Raw genomic sequence first — 20,083 nt, forward strand, 5'->3', positions numbered from 1 at the left:
TCGCTTAAACCATTAGCTTAAGCGAACAGCTAAAACGGTTGATTAATCATCACTCTAAACAGGCTCTCTTCAGACCCTTTAGCGACTTCAGCGCGAACCACAATACCTTCTACTTGGAATCGTATTGCACCACCAGCACTCCATTTCATATCAGTATGGAGTGTTTTTAAATCATACTCATCAGCGACTCGACCGGCATCAACAAAGACAACCCATTGCCACCAAGGTAAATCATAATAGTTAATAACAGGTAGTGACCCTAATGGTTGCCACTCAGGCAATATGCGATACTCTGCTGAATAGTGGATGGCAGAGCGACCATGATAACGACCACCTGTATAGCTTCGTAAGCGATACAACCCACCTAAACTGATGTTCTCATGCTCTGGAGGTCGAGCACAATTCTGTGGACCATCACAATCATTCCAACTTGGTGTATCGGCAGTGTAAAAATCAAACGCCAATACTTGTTGATCAAAAATGTCACCAAGCGGTCCTAGTGAAAAATATTGGCTGTTCTGCAACTCCACCTGGTTCCAACTGTCTTCATCTACCCAATTGTCTGAGCCCATGGTAAAAGAGACTTCGGTATGGGAGCCTTTTGTGGGGTTTCTCGCGTTATCTCGATTATCCCAATCGAAAGTAAAACGGACGCCTTTTGCAGCTTCATTTTCTTCAATCGTATTCGTTAGCTTTCGAGAGGTATAAAAAGGAACAACAGAAAGAGAAGTAACACCAGATTCTAAAGGGCTGGCAAATGACACCTCACGCTGAGGCTTGAACATACCCATGTAACCTTGATCTTTTATCGCCCCCCAGGGAAGAAGGAATTTAAATTCAAGTTCATAATTTTCTTCAAAGCCGTCAACAATCGTTTTATTTAAGATGGACGATTCGTTGTTGCCCTGCTCTCCTAAATAGTAAGGAGCCTGGTTAAGTTTAGCTTGGTAAAGCTGGGTGCTAAACAGCAAGTTATCGCTTAAAGCGTAGTTATGAGCAGAGAGGAAACCCACATAGCTGCCTTTGTCGGAATATAAACCCATACCAAATAAGGCCGCCTGAGGCTGCCAAACACCTTTGGCTACACCTGCGGCACCGACACTAAAACCTAACGTTTCAGTACTAAATATAAAAGGGACGAAGGCAGAATCTTTTTCTTTGGCGGAAACGCTAGCGACAACCGAGAGTAAAATCATCGCCAAAACATGGGGCAGCAATCGAGACATAGAACCTACTTTTTGTATTCCATCGCAACACGAGAGGTCAACTTTGTCACAAGCTCATACGCTATCGTTCCAATGTGGCTCGCCACTTCTTCCGCAGACAAACCATCGCCCCACAGAATCGCTTCATCACCGACTGAATCCAAAGCATCAGGCCCAAGATCAACGGTCAGCATATCCATAGAAACACGGCCAACGGTAGGAACTTTACGGCCACCTACTAGCACAGGCGTTCCATTGGGCGCCATTCTTGGGTAGCCATCGCCATAACCGATAGCAATCACCCCAACTTTGGTATCTCTATAACTGGTCCACGCCGCGCCATATCCCACACTTTCACCGGCTTTCACATCACGTACAGCAATTAATGGTGAGGTTAAGCTCATTACGGGTTTAAAGCCCAGTTCAGCGGCTGACTTATCTTCGAATGGAGACACTCCATACATGATGATGCCCGGTCTCACCCATTCTAGTAAGCTGTCTTTCCAGGCAAGTAAACCGGCTGAAGCAGCAAGAGAACGCTCGCCTTCACAGCCACTGGTTAACGATAAAAACAGCTCGATTTGTTGTTGGCTAACCGGGTTGTCCAGTTCATCGGCACAACCAAAATGGCTCATGTAGCGTAGAGGTTTCGCCACGTTAGCGCATGCTTTTAAACGAGAAACGAAAGAGTGGTACTGCTCAGGCCGAACACCAAGACGGTGCATTCCACTATCGACTTTTAACCAAACAACAACGGGAGAGTCTAAATTTGCCTGTTCGAGCGCCTGTAATTGCTCTTCGCAGTGCACCGCTGTCTGGATGTTATTCGCCACCAAAATAGGTAGATCGCCAGAAGAGTAAAAACCTTCTAGAAGCAAGATAGGAGTAACAATACCGGCCGCTCTTAACTGCAACGCCTCTTCAATTCGAGCGACACCAAATGCGTCAGCCGCATGAGCTGACTTGGCGATATGACATAAGCCATGACCATAACCATTTGCCTTAACCACAGCCATCACTTTACTCGATGGCGCTTTGGTTTTAATCCGTGCAAGGTTATGCTCTAGCGCCGCTAAATCCACACTCGCGGTCGCGGCTTTCATGTAACTCATGCTATTACTCGTCGTCAAAAGCGGGGCCTGCATAATTGTCAAAGCGCGAATACTGGCCTTGGAATGTCAGACGTACCGAACCGATTGGACCGTTACGCTGTTTACCAAGGATGATTTCAGCAATGCCTTTCAGTGAGCTATCTGGGTTATACACTTCATCACGATAGATAAACATTATTAAATCGGCGTCTTGCTCAATCGCGCCTGACTCACGTAAATCTGAGTTGATTGGGCGCTTGTCGGCACGTTGCTCTAGAGAGCGGTTCAATTGCGACAAAGCAACAACAGGGACATTTAACTCTTTGGCCAACGCTTTTAATGAGCGAGAAATCTCCGAGATTTCGAGAGTACGGTTATCTTGCATGCCCGGTACTCGCATTAATTGCAGGTAATCGACCATGATCATACTCAGCCCACCGGAATCTCGTGCGATACGACGAGCACGTGAACGCAGTTCTGTTGGGGTAAGACCTGAACTGTCATCAATGTACATGTTTTTTTTCTGCATCAGAATCCCCATGGTAGAGGAGATTCTAGCCCAATCTTCATCGTCTAATTGACCCGTACGAATTTTGGTTTGATCGACACGAGACATCGAAGCGAGCATACGCATCATCAATTGTTCTGCCGGCATCTCTAGTGAGAAAATCAACACTGGCTTATCTTGATCCATAGCCGCATTTTCACAGAGGTTCATGGCAAACGTTGTTTTACCCATAGAAGGACGGGCAGCCACAATGATCAAATCAGAACCTTGCAAACCTGCGGTTTTTTTATTCAAATCATTAAAGCCAGTACTCACACCGGTTACGCCGTCTTGAGGTGATTTGTACAGTATTTCAATGCGTTCAAGGGTCTTCTCTAGAATATTATCGACACTTTGAGGGCCTTCATTTTCTGTGGTTCGCTCTTCGGCTATCGCAAAGACTTTACTCTCCGCTAAATCGAGTAAATCTTCAGAGCTACGGCCTTGTGGATCATAACCCGCATCAGCAATCTCATTAGCAACACCAATCAAATTACGAACCAACGCACGCTCTGCGACAATATCGGCGTATGCATTAACATTGGCAGCGCTTGGCGTGTTCTTAGCGAGATCCGCTAAATAGGCAAACCCGCCAACATCTTCAAGCTGTTCTCTGAGCTCCAAAAACTCGGACAAAGTGATGAGATCGAGAGGTTTACTGTCGTCTAAAATTGATTTTGCCGCCTCAAAAATTAATCGATGCGGTCGGCTATAAAAGTCATTGGCGAGAACCTTTTCGGCCACAGAATCCCAACGTTCATTATCCAAAAGCAAGCCACCAATAACCGATTGCTCTGCTTCTAATGAATGAGGAGGCACCTTGATTGCATCAACCTGTCTGTCTGCGTTGATTTTTTTTCTGTAATCCGTTTTCTGGTCTGCCATTTTTTTGCTCAACTTCTTTTTTATTGCCGCTATTATAACGAGAATATCTCATTTGTAATTAAGTTAGAGAGTGTTTGTATTTTACTTAAGTATAATTAACCAACTGCTGACGAAAGCATACAACGTCTGACATATTATCTACTCTTCATTTTCCCCCTAGAGGTTCCGAGTGCGTAAACTTTGGTTCGCTTGCTTTTGCACGCTAACAACATCACTGGCTTATGCAAAGGAAGCAACACAAAGCCCCACCCAAATAGAACTCCCTTCTCCTTGGAAATCTGAGATTGAATTTGGTTACCAGGCCCATAACGGCAACTCCGATTCGCAATCGCTGAATTCAAGAATGAACGCCGAGTATACCTCTGGGCGTCATCGTAGCAGTGGCGAATGGAAATTTCACATGCTGTATAAAGATGGCGAAGAAGATAAGCGTCAATCGACCTATACGGCGCAAAGCGATTACAAATTGAGCCCCAAAACCTACCTCTATGGTAACTTCAAAGGCATAGAAACACGGTATAGCGCCTATTTCAAAGATCATACGTTGTCAGCAGGATTGGGTTATCAATTTACCAATACCGAACAGTTAACCATCGAGTTAGAACTTGGCCCTGGCTATCGCTATCAAGAGCCCAACTTGGACGAGATAAAAGACGATGACATTATCTTTCCCGAAACAGTACAAGAAGCGATTTTTCGAGGAAATATTAATGTCGATTGGAATGTGATTGATAACTTAACCTTGTCAGCCGATATTACGACAGTGACGGGCTTAAGCAATACTCGATTGGATACCGATTTTAGTATGACGAACAATATTACTGACGATATCGCACTGAAAGTGGCTTATTCGCAGCAATACCACGACAAAGTACCAGAAGGACTGAGTAACTCTGACAGTATATTTTCGGTTAATTTATTGTTTATTTTTTAGTACTGTTTATTACCTAGGTAGTGTCTCTTTTCTGCACCGATCTTTTTGTCGCCGCGCTATTCATTGTTTTAGGCATAAAAAAACACCGGCCTAAGCCGGTGTTTAAAATCTTCTTAACGAAGAAATCGTCTAGATACTGAAATTACTCAGCAGCAACAACTTGTACTTTCGCTGTAGCAAAAACTTCAGAGTGAAGTTGGATGCTTACGTCGAATTCACCAACGTTGCGCAGAGCGCCTTCAGGTAGGCGTACTTCGCTCTTAGCTACTGCAACACCTGCCGCTGTAATAGCGTCAGCGATGTCACGAGTACCGATAGAACCGAATAGTTTACCTTCATCACCCGCTTTAGAAGCGATAACAACCGCTTCTAGTGCAGTAACTTTATCAGCACGTACTTGAGCAGCAGCTAGCTGTTCAGCAACTTTAGCTTCAAGCTCAGCGCGACGAGTTTCAAACATTTCAACGTTAGCTTTCGTTGCCATAACCGCTTTACCCTGTGGGATAAGGAAGTTACGAGCGTAGCCAGATTTAACGTTTGCAGTATCGCCAAGAGCACCTAGGTTACCGATTTTATCAAGTAGAATAACTTGCATTATTTAATCCTCTTTCTTAATAAAACGACCGTTTACTGATGCTTATCAGTGTACGGTAGAAGAGCTAGGTAGCGTGAACGCTTGATAGCACGAGCTAGTTGACGCTGATATTTAGCACTTGTACCAGTGATACGGCTAGGTACGATTTTACCAGCTTCAGTAATGTAGTTTTTAAGAGTTGCTACGTCTTTGTAGTCAATCTCTTGTACGCCTTCTGCAGTAAAACGGCAGAATTTACGACGACGGAAGAAACGAGCCATGGGCTATCTCCTGATCTTAAATTTGAGTTATGTTGTCAGCATGCAATACTAATTTTCCCACGCCATTTCGGCCGGTCTGATAAGCGACAAAGCCACTTACCTTAATATTACTGCCTTGAACTAAGTTCTGAGTTATTGCTTTTGACCCTTGCCCACTGATGACTACCGGCATACGACAATAGACTTGTCTGGGTAAATCAGCTTCTACCATGGTGGAACGATGCTCTAACCAAAAACGGCAATGAGCGATACCAGCAGGGCTTTGGCTTCGAATTGGTTCTTTGACGACAGAGCCGCTAAGTTCCATTCGATTGGTCATAAGTTAATTACTCAGCAGCTGCTTCTTGGCTAGCTTCTGGACGATCTGTACGCTCTTCACGACGAGGAGCACGCTCAGCACGCTCTTCTTTTTGCTTAAGCATAATAGATTGTTCAGTCACAGCACCTTTAGTGCGCATGATCATGTTACGTAGAACTGCATCGTTAAAACGGAAAGCAGTTTCTAGCTCGTCAATCACTTCTTGACCAGCTTCAACGTTCATAAGAACGTAGTGAGCTTTGTGAAGCTTGTTGATTGGGTAAGCCATTTGACGACGACCCCAGTCTTCTAGACGGTGGATAGTACCGCCAGCTTCAGTGATAGAACCAGTGTAACGCTCGATCATGCCAGCAACTTGCTCGCTTTGATCAGGGTGAACCATGAATACGATTTCATAATGACGCATTTGGTTGCTCCTTACGGATTATTAGCTTCCACGAGTGGCTCGGTCGTCCAGAGGAAGCAAGGAACTAAAGATAAATGACCGAGAATTAAGGACGGCAAATGGTACAGAAAGGAAGCAAAATAGGCAAGAGAAATGTGAGATTGATACGAAAGGAAAAGTGCAGAAAAAGATGAAGACTAATGGTTAAAGCGATTGGTATGAGCTAAGTCGTTCAAAGTCATGATTTTGAACCACTTAACTCAGTTACCTACTCGATTTAATCATCTTCATCAATAAACTGTGCTTGTAGGTAATTTTCAATTCCAGTGAGCTCAATCAAGCCCAACTGCGTTTCTAGCCAGTCTACGTGCTCTTCTTCATCTTCCAAAATCTCTTGGAACAGATCACGTGATACATAGTCTCGGACATCTTCCGCGTAAGCGATAGCGTCTTTTAAGTCTGGAATGGCTATCATTTCAACTTTCAGGTCACTTTCGAGCATCTCTTTGACATTTTCACCGATCATTAGTTTACCTAGATCTTGAAGATTAGGGATGCCTTCGAGAAACAGAATGCGTTCAACCAGATGATCCGCGTGTTTCATCTCATCAATGGACTCATGATACTCTTTATCGGCGAGGTGCTTTAAACCCCAGTCTTTATACATGCGTGCATGGAGAAAATATTGATTGATGGCAACAAGCTCGTTACCGAGAATTTTATTGAGATGTTGAATAATGATTGGATCGCCTTTCATGTTCTAACCCTCCTCTATGGCTCTATTAAATGTAGAACCAATCTGAAGAGTGTCAAAGTTGAAACGACTTTAACTTGCTTGTTTTAACTGAATGACTTGAGTTTCGTCCAAAATTTCTTTGGTCATACGAATGCATTTGCCACACTGACTGCCCAGTGCCGTGCATTTTTTGATACCTCGGATATCAGAAATACCATCCTCTATCACTAGCTGCTTAATCTTCTTATCTGATATTCCATGACATAAGCAAACGTACATATTACAACCTAATCAGTTAACACAAATACAAATGTAAATGAGAATTGATACTATTACTAGATAAAAATATCAAAAATATTAGATGAATTGGTTATAACGATAGGCGTTTTATTTCTAATCATTAATTCTAATCATTAAAAAAGGGAAGCCTAAGCTTCCCTTTCTCGATATCGTGTTTGCTACAGTGACAAATTAGTCAAAGATTTTAGCAACAACACCAGCACCTACTGTACGGCCACCTTCGCGGATTGCGAAACGTAGACCTTCATCCATTGCGATTGGAGCAATTAGCTCTACCGTCATTTGGATGTTGTCACCAGGCATTACCATTTCTACGCCTTCTGGAAGCGTGATGTCGCCTGTTACGTCCGTTGTACGGAAGTAGAACTGTGGACGGTAACCTTTGAAGAATGGTGTGTGACGACCACCTTCGTCTTTAGACAGAACGTATACTTCTGACTCAAAACGTGTGTGTGGGTTGATTGAACCAGGAGCAGCAAGTACTTGACCACGTTCAACGTCTTCACGCTTAGTACCACGTAGTAGTGCACCAACGTTCTCACCTGCACGACCTTCGTCAAGCAGCTTACGGAACATTTCAACACCTGTACAAGTCGTTGTTACTGTATCTTTGATACCAACGATTTCTACTTCGTTACCTACGTTTAGGATACCGCGCTCGATACGACCTGTTACAACTGTACCACGACCTTGAATTGAGAATACATCTTCAATTGGTAGTAGGAACGGCTGGTCTACTGCACGCTCTGGGAGTGGAATGTAAGAATCTAGCGCTTCTGCAAGCTCAACGATCTTGTCTTCCCACTGCTTCTCGCCGTTTAGTGCACCAAGAGCTGAACCTTGGATTACTGGAAGATCATCTCCTGGGTATTCGTACTCAGAAAGAAGCTCACGTACTTCCATTTCTACTAGCTCAAGTAGCTCTTCGTCATCGACCATGTCACATTTGTTCATGAATACGATGATGTAAGGGATACCAACTTGACGACCAAGTAGGATGTGCTCACGTGTTTGAGGCATTGGGCCATCTGTTGCAGCAACAACTAGGATACCACCATCCATTTGTGCAGCACCAGTGATCATGTTTTTAACGTAATCCGCGTGTCCTGGGCAATCTACGTGTGCGTAGTGACGCTCTGGAGTATCGTACTCAACGTGTGAAGTTGCGATTGTGATACCGCGCTCACGCTCTTCTGGAGCATTATCGATAGATGCGAAATCTTTCGCAACACCGCCGTACACTTTTGCAAGTGTCGTACAGATAGCAGCAGTTAGAGTTGTTTTACCGTGGTCAACGTGGCCGATAGTACCAACGTTTACGTGCGGTTTCGTACGTTCAAATTTTTCTTTAGACACGATCGTGTTCCTTCCTAGTTATGATTCGACCTGATCATTATTGATCAGGAAGATCCAGAATTTGCTATTTTATGCGTCAACTCGCGTCAGCGCAATATTTGGACGCCTTGATCTTCTAAAAAAGAAGAAAAAATATGCCCTACTTTTTAACCACGCTCTGCAATGATTGCTTTTGCAACATTGCTTGGCACTTCAGCGTACTCACTAAACTCCATAGAGTAAGAAGCACGACCTTGTGTCGCAGAACGTAAATCAGTTGCGTAACCGAACATGACAGACAACGGAACTTGTGCACGAATTATCTTCAGGCCAGCAGTCCCCTCGTCCATACCTTCGATGATGCCACGACGACGGTTAATATCGCCAACAACATCACCCATCCAGTCCTCTGGAGTAGTTACCTCAACTTTCATCATAGGCTCAAGCAAAACAGGTTGCGCTTCAAGCGCCGCCGTTTTGAAAGCCATAGAGGCAGCGATTAAAAACGCCATCTCGCTTGAATCTGTTTCATGATAAGAGCCATCATAGAGTGTAGCTTTAATATCCAAAATTGGATAACCCGCAACAACACCGCTATTCATTTGCTCTGCAGCGCCCTTCGCGACTGACTCAATAAACTCTTTTGGTACCGTGCCATTAGCAATTTCATCGACGAAAACAAAACCTTCGCCTGGCTCTGATGGTTCAAGTTTAAGCCAAACGTGGCCATATTGCCCTTTACCGGCATGCTCACGGACAAACTTACCTTCCGCCTTCGCAGTACCACGTATGGTTTCACGGTAAGCAACTTGTGGGTTACCAACGTTGCAATTGACGCTAAACTCACGTTTCATCCGGTCAACAATGATATCTAAGTGCAGTTCACCCATACCAGAAATAAGCGTTTGGCCTGTTTCTTTGTCCGTTTCAACACGGAACGATGGATCTTCTGCCGCTAGCTTTCCTAACGCGATAGTCATTTTATCTTGATCGGCTTGAGAACGCGGTTCTACTACAATCTGAATAACAGGATCAGGGAATTCCATGCGTTCAAGAATAATCTTATGATTCTGGTCACACAGGGTTTCACCTGTCGTCACATCTTTAAGACCAATAATAGCGGCAATATCACCCGCTCGCACTTCTTTCACTTCTTCACGCTTATTTGAGTGCATTTGAACAATGCGCCCTAAACGCTCACGCTGTTTCTTCACTGAGTTGTAAGCTGTTTTTCCGCTTTCCACCACCCCAGAGTAAACACGAATGAACGTCAACGTTCCCACAAACGGGTCTGTTGCAATTTTAAATGCTAAGGCTGAAAACGGTTCATTGTCGTCAGCATGACGCTCGACTTCATTTTCATCTTCATCGATACCTTGAATTGCTGGTACATCGACAGGCGAAGGAAGGAAATCAACGACGGCATCAAGAACGGCTTGTACCCCTTTGTTTTTGAATGCACTACCACAAGTGGCGAGTACGATTTCATTACTCAGAGTGCGAGTACGAAGGCCTTGTTTGATTTCTGCTTCCGTCAGTTCACCTTCTTCCAGGTACTTATCCATCAGCTCTTCAGAGGCTTCGGCTGCAGCTTCAACCATTTCAGTACGATACTCTTCAGCCATTTCTTGCATGTCTGCTGGGATATCTTCGTACGTAAATGTCATGCCTTGATCAGCGTCGTTCCAGTTGATTGCCTTCATCTTGATAAGATCGACAACACCCTGGAAGTTTTCTTCAGTACCAATGTTGAGTTGAATCGGTACAGGCGTTGCGCCTAGGCGATCTTTAATTTGGTCTACAACGCGCAAGAAATCTGCACCCGTACGGTCCATTTTGTTTACAAACACCATACGTGGAACTTGGTATTTATCGGCTTGGCGCCATACTGTCTCTGACTGAGGTTCAACACCCGATGAGCCACAGAATACAACGACAGCACCATCCAATACGCGCAATGAACGCTCTACTTCAATAGTGAAGTCTACGTGCCCTGGAGTATCAATGATATTAATGCGGTGGTCTTGATACTGTGCTTCCATACCACGCCAGAAAGTCGTGGTTGCAGCAGAAGTGATAGTAATACCACGTTCTTGCTCTTGCTCCATCCAATCCATGGTAGCAGCACCATCGTGAACTTCGCCGATTTTATGAGAAAGGCCAGTATAGAACAGAATACGTTCACTTGTGGTTGTTTTACCTGCATCTACGTGAGCTACGATACCGATGTTACGGTAGCGCTCAATAGGAGTTTTACGAGCCACTGTGTATCCTCTTTGTAGGAATTATTGATGTTTCAAAAAAGGCATTTTGAAATATAAATAAACCCTAATATCTATTAGGTGGGGAGTTAAGAAAGTGCTGCGAGAGGAACTCGCAGCACTAAAAAGGTATTACCAGCGGTAATGAGCGAATGCTTTGTTAGCATCAGCCATACGGTGAACGTCTTCACGTTTCTTAACCGAAGTACCTTTGTTCTCAGACGCATCTAGCATTTCAGCCGCTAGGCGTTGAGCCATAGATTTTTCACCACGCTTACGCGCAGCTTCAACTACCCAACGCATAGCAAGAGCGTTACGGCGAACCGGACGAACTTCTACAGGTACTTGGTAAGTTGAACCACCCACACGGCGAGATTTAACCTCTACCGATGGACGAACATTTTCAAGAGCTTCTTCAAATACAGCTAAGTGATCTTTACCAGATTTCTCAGCCATAACTTCTAGTGCAGTGTAAACAATTTTCTCTGCAGTAGATTTCTTTCCGTCAACCATTAGGATGTTAACGAATTTTGCCAGCAGTTCAGATTTGAACTTAGGATCTGGAAGGATCTTACGCTGGCCTATAACGCGACGACGTGGCATGGATATTCTCCGTTGTCTTCTTCAGGTTATCCAAAACTTTACAGTTTTTTCAAAAATTAAGAATTTAAATTAATTTAGTGTTTGGCCTTACTTAACGGAATCCATTAAGACTTAGGACGCTTCACACCGTACTTAGAACGACCTTTCTTACGGTCATTTACGCCAGCACAGTCTAATGCGCCGCGAACAGTGTGGTAACGTACACCCGGAAGGTCTTTAACACGACCGCCACGGATTAGAACAACACTGTGCTCTTGAAGGTTGTGGCCTTCACCGCCGATGTACGAAGTCACTTCAAAGCCGTTCGTTAGACGAACACGGCAAACCTTACGAAGTGCTGAGTTAGGTTTTTTAGGTGTAGTTGTGTAAACACGAGTACATACACCACGTTTTTGTGGGCACGCTTCTAGTGCAGGCACGTTGCTTTTAACAACTTGCTTTACACGAGGTTTACGTACCAACTGGTTAATAGTTGCCATTAACTAGCTCCTGATTTACTTGAAAGTAAGCTTTGTGAAAAATCTAGTCCTAAATGTAGTTGATACAAATAGGGACGCAAAATTCTATTCAGCAGTGAGAGATGTGTCAAGAAATATACAGATCTTTTTTCATCCACTGAATAGATAAAAAGGTATATAGGTAAAAATGGATGGAAAAATCATCACCAAGAGACTGATTTTAAATGCTTTGCTGTTAGATCCACAAATTCGTCAATATCTATCGATGAAACACCTTGCGCAACAAATTGCTCAATACCTCTGGCTTTGAGGTCTATATTTAACGCTAATACTTGGCAAAGCGATGTATTTAACACGTGGTGCTGTGCATGTTTGGGGTTCGTCAGGTAGACCGCAGACTGAGTTAACAATACCGCATCTGTCTGCGTCGCGAACTGAATAGCCAGTGTTGCTTTTTCTGGAGTAGTGACGATATAAAGCATGATGACACCTAAAAACTCAGCAAATGATGGCAACTCGCCATCTGTGATGCAATCTCATCACTTGGAAGAATGCGCACATCGAAAGCCATTTCAACATTTAATAAGCCTCGTTCTTCTAGGCCCGTTCGGCAAGCGTATACGTGCTCAATGTCGTACAGATCCATCAATTTGAATGTACTGATGTAATCACGGCTCAATACTCTCTCAGGCTGCTGAGCGCTGACCAACTGAGTGACACCATCGCCAACAAAGAACACATAGATGTCTTCACAGTAAGCAGACGCAGCAAGAAGAGCATCAAGACCTTCTCTCCCTGCGGAGGTTGAGTGAGGAGACGTGTGAAAAACAAAACCTATCTTTTTCAAAACTGTACAACCCTATCTTGCGTTAGCATCGATTCCGCTAAGCTGCCTAATCCAGCTTGGACAAATCCATCCGCCAAATTTGAGCTTTCGAGATTATGTTGATGCGCCTCATTTTCACTCACAATGCCTCTTCGCAACGCCGCGGCAACGCAAGTCTCTAGGGAAACATGGTGCTCTGATGCGAGCTTTTGCCAAGCTTGGACCAAATCAAATTCATCGTTGGCTGGCACCGTCAAACTGGATCCGTTGCTCACACCATCTTGATAAAAAAAGACACTCTTTAAGATGTGTCCTTTTTTAATCAACGCTTGGGCAAATAGAAATGCCACTCTAGACGACTGTGAGCCGTATACAGAGCCGTTCACAACAAGCGCATAGCAGAGAGAAGGGTTCAAGACTCTTCATCCTCAGTCTTACGCTGACGGATATACAGGTAGACGGTATGTTTTGAAATATTGAGACGATCTGCAACTCGATTGATGGCATCTTTGATATCAAAAATGCCTTTGTCATACAGTTCCATCACTATTTGACGATTCTTCGTGTTGTTTGATACTGACTTGTCAGCATTGATTTCTTCGATCGTGCGCTCAACCGTTTGATCGACCAACTCTTCCACATCGCTTGCAAAGTTCACCGAAGAAGCTGCTTCATTTGCTTCTTCCGTTGGCATAAAGGAGTGGAGAACTTGAGAAAAAGGCGCGTCTAGGTTGACGTTGATACATAACAGACCGATAACGCGGTTATCACCGTTGCGAATGGCAACCGTGATCGACTTCATCAATACCCCACCTTTCGCTCGTGTAAAGTAAGAACGTGAAAAGTTACGTTCAGAGCCTTCAATATCTTTCAACATTCTCAAGGCTAAATCGGTAATGGGGGAACCGACTTGTCGGCCTGTATTTTCACCGTTCGCTATTTTGATTGCCGACGTGTTGAGATCTTCAAGCGAGTGCAAAACAATCTCACAAAAGGGACCGATCAGGCTCGCAATGCCATCCACCACCGCTTCATAAGATCTTAAAATTATTTTGTCATGATCGCTAAATGGCTTCACATGAACGGATTCCATTTCAAGCAACTCGCTTTCTAGTGGTATGTCTGTAAGTGTTTCAGTTGTAGTCACGATATTCTAGCCTTAGCGCAAAAAATCAACAAATCTATGTAAGTTTATCAGAAAATTTGAATCGAGCACCTAAGTAAGTCGAGATATACTGATTTAAAGCAAAGAATAAGGTGTGGATCGCTAAAAATAATAAAGGCCTGAGCAAGTCAGGCCTTCAAAAATGCTATCTCAGTATCGCTTACTGAGCTTCTACACTTGCATCACTTTCGATTTGCAACAATTCAACTTCAAATACCAACGTAGAATTCGCTGGGATCGTTGGTGTGTCTTGAGGGCCGTAAGCAAGTTGAGGTGGAATAACAAACTTAAACTTCGAACCAACAGGCATAAGCTGAACCCCTTCCGTCCAGCCAGGAATCACACGGTTTAGAGGGAAGACCGCTGGCTCTCCACGATCGTATGAGCTATCGAACTGAGTACCGTCAATTAACGTACCTTTATAGTGTACTTGAACGGTATCCGTCTCTTTTGGTTGCTCACCCTGTGCTTCTGTTAAGACTTGGTACATTAAGCCTGTCTCAGTTTTCATTACGCCTTCTTGCTGTTCGAACTCAGCCTGAAAGTCCTGACCGGCTTTTTCTGCCGCTGCTGCTTTTTCTGCCGCTTGTGCTTGCATTGCTGCTGATACTCGAGCATCCAATTGCTCGAGTGCTTCACGAGTTTCTTCTTCCGTTAATTCAGCGCTATCAGCAAACACATGCTCAATACCTTTCAAGACAAGATCTTTGTTCAATTGAATACCGATTTCGTTCGGTTTTTCAATGCTTGTGCTGAGGTAGTTTGCAAATGAAACACCAATGGCATAAGCCGCTTTATCATCTTCCGTTTGAAAGTGAACTGCTTTGCCAGTTTCTGCAACTTGTTCAACGGCCGCAGTTTCAACTTTTGGTTCTTCTTCTTTCTGACAGCCAACGGCTAACATTACGGTTGCTGCAAGCAGTGATACTTTAAACATCGATTTCATTTAATTCTCCAGTTTTGGGCTAACCATTCATCACAATCATTCAGTTATGACTGGCATGCGAGACGTAGTTGTACCAATATAGCTATATGTTTACAAAATGTCTTTCAACACCAAGCGGATAATTGGACTTGATGCGAAATATTCTTCATTCAATCTTGTTTTGCTTTGTCATCCTAGCGTTAAATGGTTGCTTTTTTTCTTCTAATAACGACCAACGCTGGGAATTAGAACCTCAAGGCACAACCAGCTTTGCGCTCAGTCGTGATGCTCGATTTGCACTCATTTACTCCAAAGAACGCCAGTTAGTTCTTTGGGATCTCGTTGAAAACAAAGAACTCGCGCAACTTGGTCAACAAGATGCCCAAGAAAATAGTGTGTCACGTATTCGCATTTCAGATAATGGGCGCTTTGCTATCACCGCGAGCCAAATCAATTTCGCCGTTTGGGACTTATCATGGACACAGGCTCAAGGTCTGTGGTCGATTTCTGATGGTCTTATTCGAGATGTCGATATTTCAAGCAATGGGGAGCAAGTTCTGCTCGGGCTTTCCAATGGTAAAGCCATATACGTCAATTTAGTCACCGGACGACGCCTAGAGTTCCTTGCTCATCAAGAAAAAATAAATTCCGTTGCACTTTCGTCGAATGGACGCTTCGCCCTATCAGGAGGAAATGATTATAAAGCCTACTTATGGGACACCAAATCTGGGCTGATTTTACGGACATTTGAGCATGAGCAGAGGGTGATCAGAGTGGCACTGCAAAGGGATGGGGATCTTGCATTTAGTTCAGATGGTGGTAACCAAGCGATCATTTGGGATCTAAAAACGGGGAATGTACGCTCGCAACTCAGCAGCTTCTCCCGCCAGCTTATTTTCTCTACAGCGCGTTTTTCTGATGATGGGTCAAAACTGGTTACCGGTACACCTTCAAGCCGAGTTATCGTTTGGGATACGACGAGCGGTAAAAAAACGGATGGGTTTGAAGTGGAACCATTAAAAGATACTCGTCCTCCTCGTGCGGTAGTGTATGATGCCGCTTTCGATAATCAACAGCGGATTATCTCTGGTACATCTGCTGGTATTGCACAGGCGTGGAAATTTGATGACTGATAAATCCTATCAAGCACTAGAAGATCGTATCAATGATTTAGAATGCCAACTGGCGTTTCAAGAGCAAACCGTAAGTGAACTCAATGATGCACTTTCAACACAGCAGCTGCTCATCACCAAGATGCAAGATCAAATGAAGTATGTGGCCGGAAAAGTAAAAAATATGGATTCTTCGAATCTAGCGGATCCTTCTGAAGAAACGCCGCCTCCTCATTACTAGTCAAAGCGGATAACAAGAAGCCCAAATCTATAAAGAGCCTGCTTTTTACACTTTACTGTGCAATTTAGGCTCTCCGCCTACCCAAGCCAGGTACAAACCCAACAAAAACTAAGCAAAAACGTAGGCGATCACCACACCCGCAACCACTAGGCAACCACCAAACCTTCTAAGTTGATTGTCTGGCTGCTCACTGAGTTGTGACACCATGGCTCGCCAACCTCTTGGAGCGATCAGTGGGCCTAATCCCTCTACCACCAATACCAACCCTAGCGCCACCCATATCGAATTTGACATCATCACTCCTCTCCAAAAAGAAAGGCCCCTAACTTAGGAGCCTTTATCATATGACTTAACAACATGTTGCCACTATTTCGTAGCCATGCCTTTAGCATTGTTCATGTATTGGAAGAAATCACTCTTAGGATCGAGTACTAAGATATCGCTCTTCTCACTAAATGAACGCTCATAGGCTTGAAGCGAACGGACAAAGCCAAAGAACTCAGGATCTTTGCTGTAAGCATCCGAGTAGATTTTTGCTGCTTGTGCATCCGCATCACCACGTGTTACACGCGCAGTTCTGTCTGCTTCTGCAATAACGGTGGCCACTTCAAGCTCCGCTTGAGCACGGATAACTTCCGCTTTTTCGCGACCTTGAGAACGGTGTCTACGAGCAACTGACTCACGTTCTGCACGCATACGACGATAGATAGATTCACTGATTTCATCAGGAAGGTTGATTTTCTTCATTCGAAAATCAACAATCTCAACACCTAAATCTGCCATTGCACTCTCGGCTGTTCCCGCTAGTACATTTTCCATGATCTTATCACGCTCACCATCAATCTCTAATGCTTCTCTAGCGGCTTCAGTAGTCACTTCTTCACTATCAGCACTGTCAGGTAAGACATCTTTGTTACGTGGACCAGAAACAATCTGCTTGATTTCACGTGAACCGATTTCAGAACGAAGGACATCGGTTACCTTACGCTCAAGAAGTGTTTCTGCGGTCATCACATTACCACCACCAGTACTCAGATAAAAACGTCCAAAATCAGCGATACGCCATTTAGCATAGGTATCAATTAAAACGTCTTTCTTCTCTGATGTTACAAAGCGGTCTGAAACACCGTCCATGGTTTGGATACGTGCATCTAATGTTTTCACACGGTCAAACAGCGGCATTTTGAAATGTACGCCCGGTTCATAGATACGTGATACGCCGTTATCATCAAGAACACGACCAAAACGAATCACCATGCCACGCTCACCTTCTTGAATAACAAAAAGTGACATCAACATGAGTACAATAGTCACCGCCAATATAGGGATCATTAACTTACGCATTATTAGTATCTCCCTTGACGTGAGCCCGACGTGCGGGATTGTGAATCTGACTGTGATACATTAGCTTCTGACTCAAGTTCAATTTGATCATAAGATGACGTTGGCTTACGTGTCGACTTAGAGCTGCCTTCTTGACCCGCCAGTTTATCAATTGGTAGGTACAGTAGATTGCCACTAGACTCTGAATCAATCAGTACTTTCGATGTACTTGTGTACACTTTTTCCATGGTATCGATGTACATACGATTACGCGTTACGTCCGGTGCAGCAGTGTATTCCGGTAATAGTTTCTCAAATTGAGCCACTTCACCAATTGCAGCATTGACAGTACGTTCAGAGTAACCAAGTGCTTCTCTCTTCAAACGTTCTGCACGACCAGTAGCTTTTGGCAAAATATCATTTCGATACGCTTCTGCCTCTCGCTCAAAACGCTCTTCATCTTCTCGAGCTGCAATTGCATCATCAAACGATGCTTTTACTTGCTCTGGCGGACGAGCCGACTGGAAGTTGACATCAACAATGATCAAACCCATGTCGTAAGCATCAATAATCTCATTCAATGTTTCTTGTGTACTTTGACGAATTTGTTGACGTCCGCTTGTCAAGATACTATCCATCAACGAGTCACCGATGACCGCACGTAGAGCAGAATCAGCCGCTTGACTTAGACTGTTATCAGCGTTAGTTACTGTGTAGAGGTATTTGTATGGATCCGATACTCTGTACTGAATATCCATACCAACCGTTACTACATTCTCATCTTTCGTTAGCATCAAACCGGATGCGCGCAAAGACCGGATCGCTTGAACGTTCACGGCTTCATAAGTATCAATACCAGCAGGACGCCAGTTCAAACCAGGCTCCTCAATATGACTGTATTTACCTAAACGTAATACGACACCGCGCTCGGCTTCACCAATAGTGTAAAAGCCAAAGAATCCCCAAACAACGACTGCGATTGCTGCAATAACGCCTAAGCCTATTGCGCCTCCACCTCCGAAAGAAGGGCCCTTACCACCTTTATTACCAAACTTACCACCCAATTTTTGACTCAGCTTATTAAACACTTCGTCTAAATCTGGCGGTCCTTGATCTCGGCCACCGCGATTGTCTTTATTACCCCAAGGGTCTTTATCGCGGCCGTTGTCGCCGTTGTTATTACCAGGCTCATTCCACGCCATTAGAAAGCTCCATCATTAGATATGACGTTATACTCTAGCAGTCCTTTAAGTAACTATAAAGTCACGTAAAACTGCCTCTTCTCTTTTCTCTAACTTTAACCAGTCAACTTGCTGCATTCTGACATCAATCAACAAATCACCATCTTGGTCATATTCTTCTTTTTGAATACACTTCATTTGGAAAAATGTACTACGAATTCGGCCCTGATGTTCAGGCGGTACTCGTAGCTGATATGACACCATTTGACTTGCTAACCTTTCCGTTAACGCTTCAAATAGTAATTCAACCCCTAACCCTTCCATTGCCGAGACCCAAACAGTTCGAGGGTTGCCTTCCTCGTCCCGATCAATTCTAGGCTTTTGACCTTCTAGGTTATCGATTTTGTTCATAACTACAAGAGTTGGCACCTCATGTGCATCAATCTCTTCTAATACTTCATGAACAGCATGAATATTCTCACGAAAACGGTCATCACTGGCATCAACAACATGTAACAAAATGTCAGCTTCTTGTGTCTCTTGTAACGTTGCTTTAAAAGCGGCCACTAAATCATGGGGTAGGTGCCGGATAAAACCAACGGTATCCGCTAAAATAGCAGGCCCCACATCTGACAGTTCAATTTTTCTCAATGTCGGATCGAGAGTAGCAAATAGCTGATCCGCCGCGTAAACCCCAGCTTCTGTAATACTATTAAAGAGTGTCGATTTACCTGCGTTCGTATACCCAACCAATGAAATGGTAGGGATCTCAGCGCGATTTCTTGCTCTTCGACCTTGCTCTCGCTGTTTAGCAACTTTGGCTAAACGTCGCAAAATCGTTTTAATACGATCACGCAATAATCGTCTGTCGGTTTCTAGTTGAGTTTCACCCGGCCCACGCAGACCGATACCACCTTTTTGCCTTTCTAGGTGTGTCCAACCTCGAATTAATCGAGTAGAAATGTGGCGTAATTGGGCAAGCTCCACTTGCAGCTTACCTTCATGCGTTCGAGCACGTTGAGCAAAAATATCGAGAATCAAACCGGTTCGGTCCAACACTCGACATTGACACAAGGCTTCCAAATTTCGTTCTTGGGCTGGTGAGAGTGCGTGGTTAAAGATCACGATATCCGCACTGACCAATTGTACAGCTTGTGCGATTTCTTGAGCTTTACCTTCCCCGACATAATATTTAGGGTGTGGAGATTGACGACTGCCGGTCACAACTTGCAGTGTCGACACTCCAGCAGAAGAAATAAGCATTTCACATTCACTTAAATCTTCCAACTCACCCTCTTGCGTGAAGTTGATATGAACAAGTACGGCTCGCTCACCGGCTTCATAACGGTCAAACAAGCAGTCAGCTCCTTCTTGTTGATCTAATAAAAAAAGTCAG

At 44.1% G+C, this 20,083-nt stretch carries 25 protein-coding genes; 3 read left to right on the top strand and 22 right to left on the bottom strand.

The window, feature by feature from the left end; translation table 11 throughout:
* Window positions 1–29: 29 nt before the first annotated feature.
* Genes QF117_RS19295 through QF117_RS19305 form a run of 3 tightly spaced genes read right to left on the bottom strand, consistent with a single transcriptional unit; the run spans window position 30 to window position 3,728 of the window.
* Window positions 30–1,226 (bottom strand): BamA/TamA family outer membrane protein, encoded by a 1,197-nt coding sequence (locus QF117_RS19295; RefSeq protein WP_282387682.1) that lies wholly within the window; start codon window positions 1,224–1,226, stop codon window positions 30–32.
* A 5-nt stretch (window positions 1,227–1,231) separates the two neighbouring features.
* Window positions 1,232–2,317, bottom strand: a complete 1,086-nt coding sequence (gene alr, locus QF117_RS19300) for an alanine racemase (RefSeq protein ID WP_282387684.1) — start codon at window positions 2,315–2,317, stop codon at window positions 1,232–1,234.
* Window positions 2,318–2,321: 4 nt separating this feature from the next.
* Window positions 2,322–3,728: a replicative DNA helicase gene (locus QF117_RS19305; RefSeq protein ID WP_282387686.1), complete on the bottom strand. Its 1,407-nt coding sequence runs from the start codon at window positions 3,726–3,728 to the stop codon at window positions 2,322–2,324.
* A 214-nt stretch (window positions 3,729–3,942) separates the two neighbouring features.
* Between QF117_RS19305 and QF117_RS19310 the strand changes: the two genes are divergently transcribed.
* On the top strand, window positions 3,943–4,662 hold the full coding sequence (locus tag QF117_RS19310) for a DUF481 domain-containing protein (protein WP_282389529.1): 720 nt from the start codon (window positions 3,943–3,945) through the stop codon (window positions 4,660–4,662).
* Between the two features lie 142 nt (window positions 4,663–4,804).
* Here QF117_RS19310 and rplI read toward each other — a convergent pair whose 3' ends face one another.
* From rplI to fkpA, 15 genes are all read right to left on the bottom strand, one after another.
* On the bottom strand, window positions 4,805–5,257 hold the full coding sequence (gene rplI, locus QF117_RS19315; RefSeq protein ID WP_017035809.1) for a 50S ribosomal protein L9: 453 nt from the start codon (window positions 5,255–5,257) through the stop codon (window positions 4,805–4,807).
* Window positions 5,258–5,289: 32 nt separating this feature from the next.
* On the bottom strand, window positions 5,290–5,517 hold the full coding sequence (rpsR, locus tag QF117_RS19320) for a 30S ribosomal protein S18 (protein ID WP_000090472.1): 228 nt from the start codon (window positions 5,515–5,517) through the stop codon (window positions 5,290–5,292).
* 16 nt (window positions 5,518–5,533) lie between these two features.
* Window positions 5,534–5,836: a primosomal replication protein N gene (gene priB / locus QF117_RS19325; protein WP_026026689.1), complete on the bottom strand. Its 303-nt coding sequence runs from the start codon at window positions 5,834–5,836 to the stop codon at window positions 5,534–5,536.
* 7 nt (window positions 5,837–5,843) lie between these two features.
* On the bottom strand, window positions 5,844–6,242 hold the full coding sequence (rpsF, locus tag QF117_RS19330) for a 30S ribosomal protein S6 (protein WP_017035807.1): 399 nt from the start codon (window positions 6,240–6,242) through the stop codon (window positions 5,844–5,846).
* Between the two features lie 256 nt (window positions 6,243–6,498).
* Window positions 6,499–6,978: a bacterioferritin gene (gene bfr / locus QF117_RS19335; protein ID WP_282387691.1), complete on the bottom strand. Its 480-nt coding sequence runs from the start codon at window positions 6,976–6,978 to the stop codon at window positions 6,499–6,501.
* A 69-nt stretch (window positions 6,979–7,047) separates the two neighbouring features.
* Window positions 7,048–7,236 carry a (2Fe-2S)-binding protein gene (locus QF117_RS19340; protein WP_282387693.1) on the bottom strand — a complete coding sequence of 63 codons (189 nt, stop codon included), beginning with the start codon at window positions 7,234–7,236 and terminating at the stop codon, window positions 7,048–7,050.
* A 192-nt stretch (window positions 7,237–7,428) separates the two neighbouring features.
* Window positions 7,429–8,613 carry an elongation factor Tu gene (gene tuf / locus QF117_RS19345; protein ID WP_017035803.1) on the bottom strand — a complete coding sequence of 395 codons (1,185 nt, stop codon included), beginning with the start codon at window positions 8,611–8,613 and terminating at the stop codon, window positions 7,429–7,431.
* A gap of 146 nt (window positions 8,614–8,759) precedes the next feature.
* A complete protein-coding gene (fusA, locus tag QF117_RS19350; protein WP_282387696.1) occupies window positions 8,760–10,856 on the bottom strand; it encodes an elongation factor G in 2,097 nt (698 codons plus the stop codon).
* A gap of 129 nt (window positions 10,857–10,985) precedes the next feature.
* A complete protein-coding gene (rpsG, locus tag QF117_RS19355; RefSeq protein ID WP_017035801.1) occupies window positions 10,986–11,456 on the bottom strand; it encodes a 30S ribosomal protein S7 in 471 nt (156 codons plus the stop codon).
* 104 nt (window positions 11,457–11,560) lie between these two features.
* Entirely contained in the window at window positions 11,561–11,935 is a 375-nt protein-coding gene (gene rpsL / locus QF117_RS19360) for a 30S ribosomal protein S12 (protein WP_017035800.1), read from the bottom strand.
* Between the two features lie 182 nt (window positions 11,936–12,117).
* Complete coding sequence (gene tusB / locus QF117_RS19365; protein ID WP_282387703.1) at window positions 12,118–12,396, bottom strand: sulfurtransferase complex subunit TusB; 279 nt, start codon at window positions 12,394–12,396, stop codon at window positions 12,118–12,120.
* Between the two features lie 8 nt (window positions 12,397–12,404).
* Window positions 12,405–12,761, bottom strand: a complete 357-nt coding sequence (tusC, locus tag QF117_RS19370) for a sulfurtransferase complex subunit TusC (protein WP_282387704.1) — start codon at window positions 12,759–12,761, stop codon at window positions 12,405–12,407.
* Entirely contained in the window at window positions 12,758–13,156 is a 399-nt protein-coding gene (gene tusD / locus QF117_RS19375; RefSeq protein WP_282387705.1) for a sulfurtransferase complex subunit TusD, read from the bottom strand. Before tusD ends, tusC begins: the two co-directional genes overlap by 4 nt.
* Window positions 13,153–13,887: a transcriptional regulator gene (locus QF117_RS19380; protein ID WP_017035796.1), complete on the bottom strand. Its 735-nt coding sequence runs from the start codon at window positions 13,885–13,887 to the stop codon at window positions 13,153–13,155. The genes tusD and QF117_RS19380 overlap by 4 nt, the downstream gene beginning before the upstream one ends.
* Before the next feature lie 178 nt (window positions 13,888–14,065).
* On the bottom strand, window positions 14,066–14,851 hold the full coding sequence (gene fkpA / locus QF117_RS19385) for an FKBP-type peptidyl-prolyl cis-trans isomerase (protein WP_282387708.1): 786 nt from the start codon (window positions 14,849–14,851) through the stop codon (window positions 14,066–14,068).
* 131 nt (window positions 14,852–14,982) lie between these two features.
* On the opposite strand from fkpA, the gene QF117_RS19390 reads away from it, so the two are divergent.
* Both QF117_RS19390 and QF117_RS19395 read left to right on the top strand, forming a co-directional pair.
* Window positions 14,983–15,963 (top strand): hypothetical protein, encoded by a 981-nt coding sequence (locus tag QF117_RS19390; protein WP_282387710.1) that lies wholly within the window; start codon window positions 14,983–14,985, stop codon window positions 15,961–15,963.
* Window positions 15,956–16,183: a SlyX family protein gene (locus QF117_RS19395; protein WP_017035793.1), complete on the top strand. Its 228-nt coding sequence runs from the start codon at window positions 15,956–15,958 to the stop codon at window positions 16,181–16,183. Before QF117_RS19390 ends, QF117_RS19395 begins: the two co-directional genes overlap by 8 nt.
* Before the next feature lie 108 nt (window positions 16,184–16,291).
* Here QF117_RS19395 and QF117_RS19400 read toward each other — a convergent pair whose 3' ends face one another.
* The 4 genes from QF117_RS19400 to hflX form a co-directional block, all read right to left on the bottom strand.
* Window positions 16,292–16,477, bottom strand: coding sequence for a DUF2065 domain-containing protein (locus QF117_RS19400; protein WP_026026703.1), 186 nt, complete (start codon window positions 16,475–16,477; stop codon window positions 16,292–16,294).
* 72 nt (window positions 16,478–16,549) lie between these two features.
* Window positions 16,550–17,527, bottom strand: a complete 978-nt coding sequence (hflC, locus tag QF117_RS19405; protein WP_017035791.1) for a protease modulator HflC — start codon at window positions 17,525–17,527, stop codon at window positions 16,550–16,552.
* A gap of 2 nt (window positions 17,528–17,529) precedes the next feature.
* Window positions 17,530–18,708: an FtsH protease activity modulator HflK gene (hflK, locus tag QF117_RS19410; RefSeq protein ID WP_282387714.1), complete on the bottom strand. Its 1,179-nt coding sequence runs from the start codon at window positions 18,706–18,708 to the stop codon at window positions 17,530–17,532.
* Window positions 18,709–18,753: 45 nt separating this feature from the next.
* Window positions 18,754–20,043 (bottom strand): ribosome rescue GTPase HflX, encoded by a 1,290-nt coding sequence (hflX, locus tag QF117_RS19415; protein WP_017035789.1) that lies wholly within the window; start codon window positions 20,041–20,043, stop codon window positions 18,754–18,756.
* Window positions 20,044–20,083: the final 40 nt, after the last annotated feature.

The organism is Vibrio sp. YMD68 (assembly GCF_029958905.1).
Lineage (GTDB): Bacteria > Pseudomonadota > Gammaproteobacteria > Enterobacterales > Vibrionaceae > Vibrio.